Annotated in this window: 7 protein-coding genes; 3 read left to right on the forward strand and 4 right to left on the reverse strand. The window is 75.0% G+C overall.

Annotation, left to right across the window (positions count from 1 at the left end; translation table 11 throughout):
• Nucleotides 1–111: 111 nt before the first annotated feature.
• Together mftG and AC0CYZ_RS00150 are read right to left on the reverse strand one after the other, a co-directional pair.
• Nucleotides 112–1,587, reverse strand: a complete 1,476-nt coding sequence (gene mftG, locus AC0CYZ_RS00145) for a mycofactocin dehydrogenase MftG (RefSeq protein WP_472210778.1) — start codon at nt 1,585–1,587, stop codon at nt 112–114.
• A 34-nt stretch (nt 1,588–1,621) separates the two neighbouring features.
• On the reverse strand, nt 1,622–2,689 hold the full coding sequence (locus AC0CYZ_RS00150; protein ID WP_472210782.1) for an LCP family protein: 1,068 nt from the start codon (nt 2,687–2,689) through the stop codon (nt 1,622–1,624).
• A 226-nt stretch (nt 2,690–2,915) separates the two neighbouring features.
• Between AC0CYZ_RS00150 and AC0CYZ_RS00155 the strand changes: the two genes are divergently transcribed.
• Genes AC0CYZ_RS00155 through AC0CYZ_RS00165 form a run of 3 tightly spaced genes read left to right on the forward strand, consistent with a single transcriptional unit; the run spans nt 2,916 to nt 4,456 of the window.
• On the forward strand, nt 2,916–3,149 hold the full coding sequence (locus tag AC0CYZ_RS00155; RefSeq protein ID WP_472210785.1) for a hypothetical protein: 234 nt from the start codon (nt 2,916–2,918) through the stop codon (nt 3,147–3,149).
• Nucleotides 3,146–3,541, forward strand: a complete 396-nt coding sequence (locus AC0CYZ_RS00160; protein WP_472210788.1) for a hypothetical protein — start codon at nt 3,146–3,148, stop codon at nt 3,539–3,541. The genes AC0CYZ_RS00155 and AC0CYZ_RS00160 overlap by 4 nt, the downstream gene beginning before the upstream one ends.
• A 21-nt stretch (nt 3,542–3,562) precedes the next feature.
• Complete coding sequence (locus AC0CYZ_RS00165; protein ID WP_472210791.1) at nt 3,563–4,456, forward strand: SAM-dependent methyltransferase; 894 nt, start codon at nt 3,563–3,565, stop codon at nt 4,454–4,456.
• A gap of 3 nt (nt 4,457–4,459) precedes the next feature.
• On the opposite strand, the gene AC0CYZ_RS00170 is transcribed toward AC0CYZ_RS00165, so the two are convergent.
• Nucleotides 4,460–5,455, reverse strand: a complete 996-nt coding sequence (locus tag AC0CYZ_RS00170) for a potassium channel family protein (RefSeq protein ID WP_472210796.1) — start codon at nt 5,453–5,455, stop codon at nt 4,460–4,462.
• A gap of 693 nt (nt 5,456–6,148) precedes the next feature.
• The coding region (locus tag AC0CYZ_RS00175; protein WP_472210793.1) for a hypothetical protein at nt 6,149–6,337 on the reverse strand (189 nt) is incomplete at its 5' end.

Raw genomic sequence — 6,337 nt, forward strand, 5'->3', positions numbered from 1 at the left:
ACGGCTCCGCGAGATTCTGCGCTCACCGCGCCGAGACCGTCTCGTGATCCACCCCATCGTGTCGCAACCGTGACGATCGGGTCTCGATGGCGCCACGGATCGGACAGCGCCTCAGCCGCGGATCAGGTCGGACGCCCGCTCACCGAGCATCAGGGCCGTCGCGGCCGGGCCCCGGCGCGGCACCGTCGGGAGCACCGACGCGTCCACGACCCGCAGGCCCGCCACCCCGTGCACCCGCAGCTCCGGGTCCACGACGGCCGCCGGATCGGACGCCGGACCCATCGCGGCGCTACCGCACAGGTGCGACGAGGTCACCAGTGAGGCGGTCACCCAGGCGTCGAGGTCGGCGTCGGAGCCGCGCGGCACGTTCGGGATCGCGATCCCGTCGGCGCCGAGCAGCTCGGCCGCGAACCGCACCACGGCCCGCATCCGCGCCCGGTCGGTGGGGCTCTCCAGGTAGTGGTGACGCAGGCGGGGCCGCTCCCGCGGATCGTCGCTGCACAACACGGCGTCCCCGCGGCTGTCGGGGTGCTGCACCGCGCACATCAGGTGGCGCGCGCCGCCGGGCGCGAAGGGCCGGGCGAAGAGCAGCACCTCGAGGTCCCCCGCCGGATCGGCGGGCAGGGCGGGGTCGAGCGTCCCGGCGTCGAGGTGGACCGCGGCCTGCGCCGAGACCGCCTCGGGGTGCAGCGGCTCGTCGTAGGCGAAGCCGAGGAACACCGCGGGGTGGTCGCTCCAGCCGTGCCCGACGCCGGGCCGGTCCAGCCGGACCGGGACGCCCACCGCCCGCAGCTCGTCGGCCGGGCCGATCCCGGAGAGCGCGAGCAGGTGGGGGGTCGCGATGGCCCCGGCGGCGAGGACGACCTCCCCGGCCTCGATCCGCTCCCCGGCGAGGGTCTCGACGCCGACGGCGCGGTCGGCGTCGAACAGGACCCGCGCGACACCGCAGTCGCCGCGGACGGTGAGGTTGCGCCGGTCGCGGTGCGGCAGCACGTAGGCCATCGCCGCGTTCACCCGCACGCCGTGCGAGACGTTGGCCGGCACCAGGCCCACCCCGGGGGGCGCGTCGCCGTTCTTGTCGGGCTCGGCGGGCACACCCAGCGCGGCCGCCGCGCGCACGATCCGTGTCGTGATGCCGGCGAGCAGCTCACCGGCCGGGCGCTCGACGGGGACCGGGCCGTCGTGGCCGTGGTCGGGGCCGGGCGCGTCGTGGTCGTCCTCACCGCGCACGTAGGCGGCGAGCACGTCCTCCCAGCGCCAGCCGGGCCAGCTCTCGACGTCGGCCCGCGTCGCGCGCAGGTGGTTGGCCCCGTTGATGGCGCTGGACCCGCCGAGCACCCGCCCGCGCGCGGTCCGGGTGCGCCGGGCGCCGGTCAGCTCCGTGGCGTAGGACCAGTTGTAGGGGTGGCCGTCGTCCGCGGGCGCGAGCGACGAGACGTCGCGCACCTCCTCGGGGAAGTCGGCGGGGTGCGCCGGGGCGGGGCCGGCCTCGAGCAGCAGCACCCGGCGCCCGGGGTCCTCGGAGAGCCGTCCCGCCAGCGCGCACCCGGCGGAGCCGCCCCCCACGATCACGACGTCGTGCTCCACCGCCCCAGTGTCGTCCCGGCGCGCGGTACCGCGCTCAGCGCGGGACGGCCGGGAGGCGGGCGTTCGGCCGGGCGTCCGCCCACTGCTGCACCGCGTCGGTGTTGACCGCGAACCAGAGGTCCTGGTCGGCCTGCTCGTCGAGGTACACGACGGACTGGGACCCCTCCGTCCCGGTGCCCGTGGTCGGCACCGTGAGGTAGGCGATGTTCGAGCCGCGCAGGTCCCGCAGGCCGTAGACCAGCTCCGCGAGACCGGGGTTGGTCAGCGAGTCGTCCACCCCGACGTGCTGGGTCACGGAGTTCACGAGGTCGTAGGCCCGGGTCGGGCTGGACAGCGTGCCGGACGACAGGGCCTGCGAGATGAGCGCGCGCAGGGCGTTCTGCTGGCGCCGGACGCGGTCGAAGTCGCCGCCGGCGAGCTCCTTGCGCTGCCGGACGTAGGCGAGGGCGTGGGCGCCGTCGAGGTGCTGCGGACCGGCGGGCACGGTGACGCCGCCGAACGTGGTGGTCTGGCCGACGTTCACGTCGATGCCACCGGCCGCGTCGGTCATCTGCTGGAAGCCCGCGAAGTCGATGACCGCGAAGTGGTCGATGCGCACCCGGGTCAGCTGCTCGATCGTCCTGATCATCAGCGGCGGGCCGCCGAAGGAGAAGGCCGCGTTGACCTTGTTCATGCCGTGCCCGGGAATGTCGACCCACGAGTCGCGCGGGATGGAGACGACGCTCGCGCTCTTCCCGTCGTCGGCGATCGTCGCGACCATGATCACGTCGCTGCGCTGGGCCCCGAAGACGAAGTCGGGCGCCGTGGCGTCGGCACCGGTGGTGGGGTCGGGCGACCGGGAGTCGGTGCCGACCAGCAGGAAGGTCTGGCCGGCCTTCGCCGCGGGCCGCGACGACGGGTCCAGGCCGGAGAACACGGACGGGTAGCGGCCGACCTGGTCGCCGAGGTGGTTGGTCAGCAGGACGACGCCGGCCGCCGCGAGCAGGACCAGGATCAGGACCGCGACGAGCACGTAGAGCAGGGCGCGCACGCCCCGGCGGCGGCGCGCCGAGGGTGGCTCCGGCGGCTGGTCGTCCGCGTGCAGCAGGTGCTCGACGCTCATCGTTGGTGCCCGCCCCGTCCCGATCCCCCGGCTCCCCGGTCGTCGACCGGGTCGTGACACCCTGTCGTACGCGGATGGGCCGCCGTTACCCCGCGCAACCCGTTCGGGCCACCGCCATCCGCACCATCCGGCGCTCGACCTCCGAGCGTCACGGATCGTCGCTCTGCGTCGAGGAATTTCGGCTCCGGGGCTCGACTTCCGCCGTCCCGCTCCTATCCTCGGGAGGGTGACGACGCCCCGGCCGGCCCGCGCGGGCCACTCGTCGGAGGTCGCCGGCGCGGAGGACCTGCGGGCGGCCGTCCTCGCGACGGACGACCCGGACCCCGAGACCCTCGTCCGCGTCCTCGACGCCCTGCGCGACCTCCCCCAGCAGCCCCGTCCCCTCCGGTCCCCGGAGTCCGTCCTGGAGGAGTCCTCCGCCGTCCCGCTCCCGCGGCGGCGCGCGCCGGGATCGCCGTGACGATCCCGCCGTCCACGCCCGGGCGCCGACCGACCTCGGGCCTCGACCCGATGCCCGGCCGCCGTCCGATGCCCCCGGGCCCCGGCAGCCCGCCGGACGACCTCCCGGCCCACGAGCTGCCCGACGACATCCCCGACCCGGGCGCCCCCGGTCTCCCCGGGGACCGGCCCGAGGTCCCGACGCCGGGCCACACCGTCCTCGTCGCCGCCGGCCGCGAGGACCGGCGCCGCCACGTCGTCGAGGTGGCCTGGGGCGAGGTCGGTGACCCGGCGGGGCTGCGCGCACTCTGCGGCGCCCCCGTCGAGGCGGTCGTCCCCGGCCTGGGGGCGGAGCAGGCCGACTGCCTGGAGTGCCGCGCACGGCGATCGGCCCCCTCTCGTTCGCCTGGCTAACGACCTGGGTATCCGGGTCGCATGCGCAGCGAGGACGACCAGTGGACGATCACCGAGAGCGTGGGGGTGACCGCGCTCGGCGTGGCGAGCGCCCGCGCGATGGAGACCCGCAGGCCCGACGGGCTCGTCGAGGACCCGCACGCGGCCGCGTTCGTCGACGCGGTGCGTGACGAGGTCGACCTCCCCACCGAGGTCGATCCCCGCGCCGACGCGGCCGACCCGGCGTCGGGCGTGATGACGACCTACGTCGGCGTGCGTTCGCGCTGGTTCGACGAGCACCTGCTCGACGCGGCGCGCGACGGCATCGACCAGGTCGTCATCCTCGCCTCCGGGCTCGACACCCGCACCCAGCGTCTCGAGTGGCCGTCGGGCACGACGGTCTTCGAGATCGACCAGCGTGACGTCGTCGACTTCAAGGACCGGGTGCTGACCGAGACCGAGGGCACGCCGGAGCCCGAGGGCGGGGTGCGGCGCGTCCCGCTGCGCGTGGACCTGCGCGACGACTGGCCGGCGGCCCTGCGCGAAGGAGGCCACGACGCGGCCCGTCCCACCGCCTGGCTCGCCGAGGGACTGCTGCCCTACCTGCCCGCGCAGGCCGAGATCGACCTGTTCGACCGGGTCGTCGAGCTCTCCGCCCCCGGCAGCCGGATCGCCGTGGAGCACTTCGGCGACGCGGTGAAGGACCTCGACGACGACGAGCTCATGGCCACCTCGTCGCAGAACTTCGGCGTGGACGTCCGCGAGCTCTTCTTCTCCGACGAGCGGCCCGATCCGCGCGAGCGGCTGCGCGAGCGGGGATGGACCGTCGAGGAGCAGTCCTCGACCGACGCGGCCCGGAGCTACGGGCGCCCTCTCGAGGGCCCCGCCGAGGCCGCCTTCGCCGCGTCGGTGTTCTTCGAGGCGCGGCGGGACTGACGCTCAGCCCGGGGACGGGCTGCCGACGCGCTTGACGAAGAGCAGGCGGTCGCCCCGCTCGAGGGCGTCCACGGCCGGGGCGTCGATCTGGTGGACCTGACCGTCCCGCACGACGCCGAGCACGATGTCGCGCAGGTGCCGGGGCGACCCGCCCACCTCGGACTCGGTCACCGGGCGCTCGGAGAGGGTCATGCCCGCGTCGGGGGTGAGCAGGTCCTCGATGACCGCGACCACGCTCGGCGTCGTCGTGGCCATCCCGAGCAGGCGCCCCGCGGTCTCCGCGGACACGACGACCGAGTCGGCACCGGACTGGCGCAGCAGGTGCACGTTCTCCGTCTCGCGGACCGCGGCGGTGATCGCGATCCCGGGCGCCAGCTCTCGCGCGGTCAGGGTCACCAGCACCGCGGTGTCGTCCCGGTTGACCGCCACGACCAGCGACGCCGCGTGGACCAGGCCCGCGGTGCGCAGGACCGACGACGCGGTGGCGTCCCCCCGCACCGTCACGAGCCCGCGTGCGGAGGCGGCGTCGAGGCGCCCGCGGTCAGTGTCGACGACGACGATGCGCTCGGGCACCGCGTCGTCGCTCAGCAGCGTGTCGACGGCGGCCCGGCCCTTCGTGCCGAAACCGACGACCACGACGTGGTCTCGCACGCGGGACCTCCAACGACTGATGCGGAACGCCTGGCGGGAGCGCTCGGTGAGCAGCTCGACGGTGGTGCCGACCAGGACGATGAGGAACAGCACGCGCAGCGGCGTGATCGCGAGGATCGTCCACAGCCGGGCGGTCTCGGTCACCGGGACGATGTCGCCGTAGCCCGTGGTCGAGAGGGACACGGTCGCGTAGTAGAGGGCGTCGACGAGGCCGATCGGTGTGCCGTTGGAGTCCCGGTAGGCATCGCGCTGGACGTACACGAGCAGCCCGGCCGCGAGGAGGGCACCGAGGGCGACCGACGTGCGGCGCGCGAGCGCCACGAGCGGCCCGACGCGCCGGTCGGGCATCACCACCGTGGCGCCGACGCCGTCGGGCGGGCCGGGCGTCGGGTCGTGACCCGGGGCCGCCGACCCCCTGGTCCGTTCCACGGCCGGAAGCGTAGCGGCGCCCCGCGTCGTTCCCCGGTGAGACCGACGACTCCCGCGAACGGGTGAATCCTGCCCGATCTATGTCAGGACACCTGCCGATCGGACTCACTGCAGGTGACAACACCGGACGGTATCCCCCTTCTGAACGCGAAGAGTGAAGCCGTAGGTCACCGACCGTAGTACCGAGAGGAGCGTGGATCGTCATGGGCGATCGGTTCGCCTGCCACACCGTGACCGGCCCCGTCACCGGAGCACGGACCGGGCGACACGACGGTGGGCACCGGGCGGTGGAGCCGGACTGGCTGGACGCCGTCGCGGCCCTCGACGAGTGCGACGGCTACGTCGTCCTGATGATCGACCCGCAGACCGCGGAGGTCGACGCCCACGGCCCGTTCGGGGGACCCGACGCCGCCGTCGCGGCCGATGCGCTGCGGACCTCGCTGGACTCCGAGGACCTCGGCGACGTCGCGGTCGACCTGCAGGGGCAGGTGGTGTCGGAGGTGGTCACCCATGCCCCGCTCGTCGTCCCGCGGCCCCGGATCGTTTCGCGGGCCGGTGCGGGTACGCCCGGGCGGGCGAGTGCCGTGGGCCGGCCGGACGCCGGAGAACGGCTCAGCGCCCGGATCCCGCGTCGGTGGGCAGGTGCAGGCGCACGATCCGCACCGCGACGTCGCCGAGGTCCTCGGAGTCCAGCGAGGTCCGCAGCGCATCGGCCGCGACGGCGGCGTCGGGTCCCCCGAACGGGCCGTGGGCGTCGACCTCCGCGGTCTGCGGGTCGATCATCAGGACGACGTAGCCGTC

This window comes from Actinomycetospora sp., from assembly GCF_055612215.1.

Excerpts from the sequence above, each read along its gene's own strand:
- AC0CYZ_RS00150 (WP_472210782.1), bottom strand. The coding sequence starts at position 2,689 with ATGAGCGTCGAGCACCTGCTGCACGCGGACGACCAGCCGCCGGAGCCA.
- AC0CYZ_RS00165 (WP_472210791.1), top strand. The coding sequence starts at position 3,563 with ATGCGCAGCGAGGACGACCAGTGGACGATCACCGAGAGCGTGGGGGTG.
- AC0CYZ_RS00170 (WP_472210796.1), bottom strand. The coding sequence starts at position 5,455 with ATGCCCGACCGGCGCGTCGGGCCGCTCGTGGCGCTCGCGCGCCGCACG.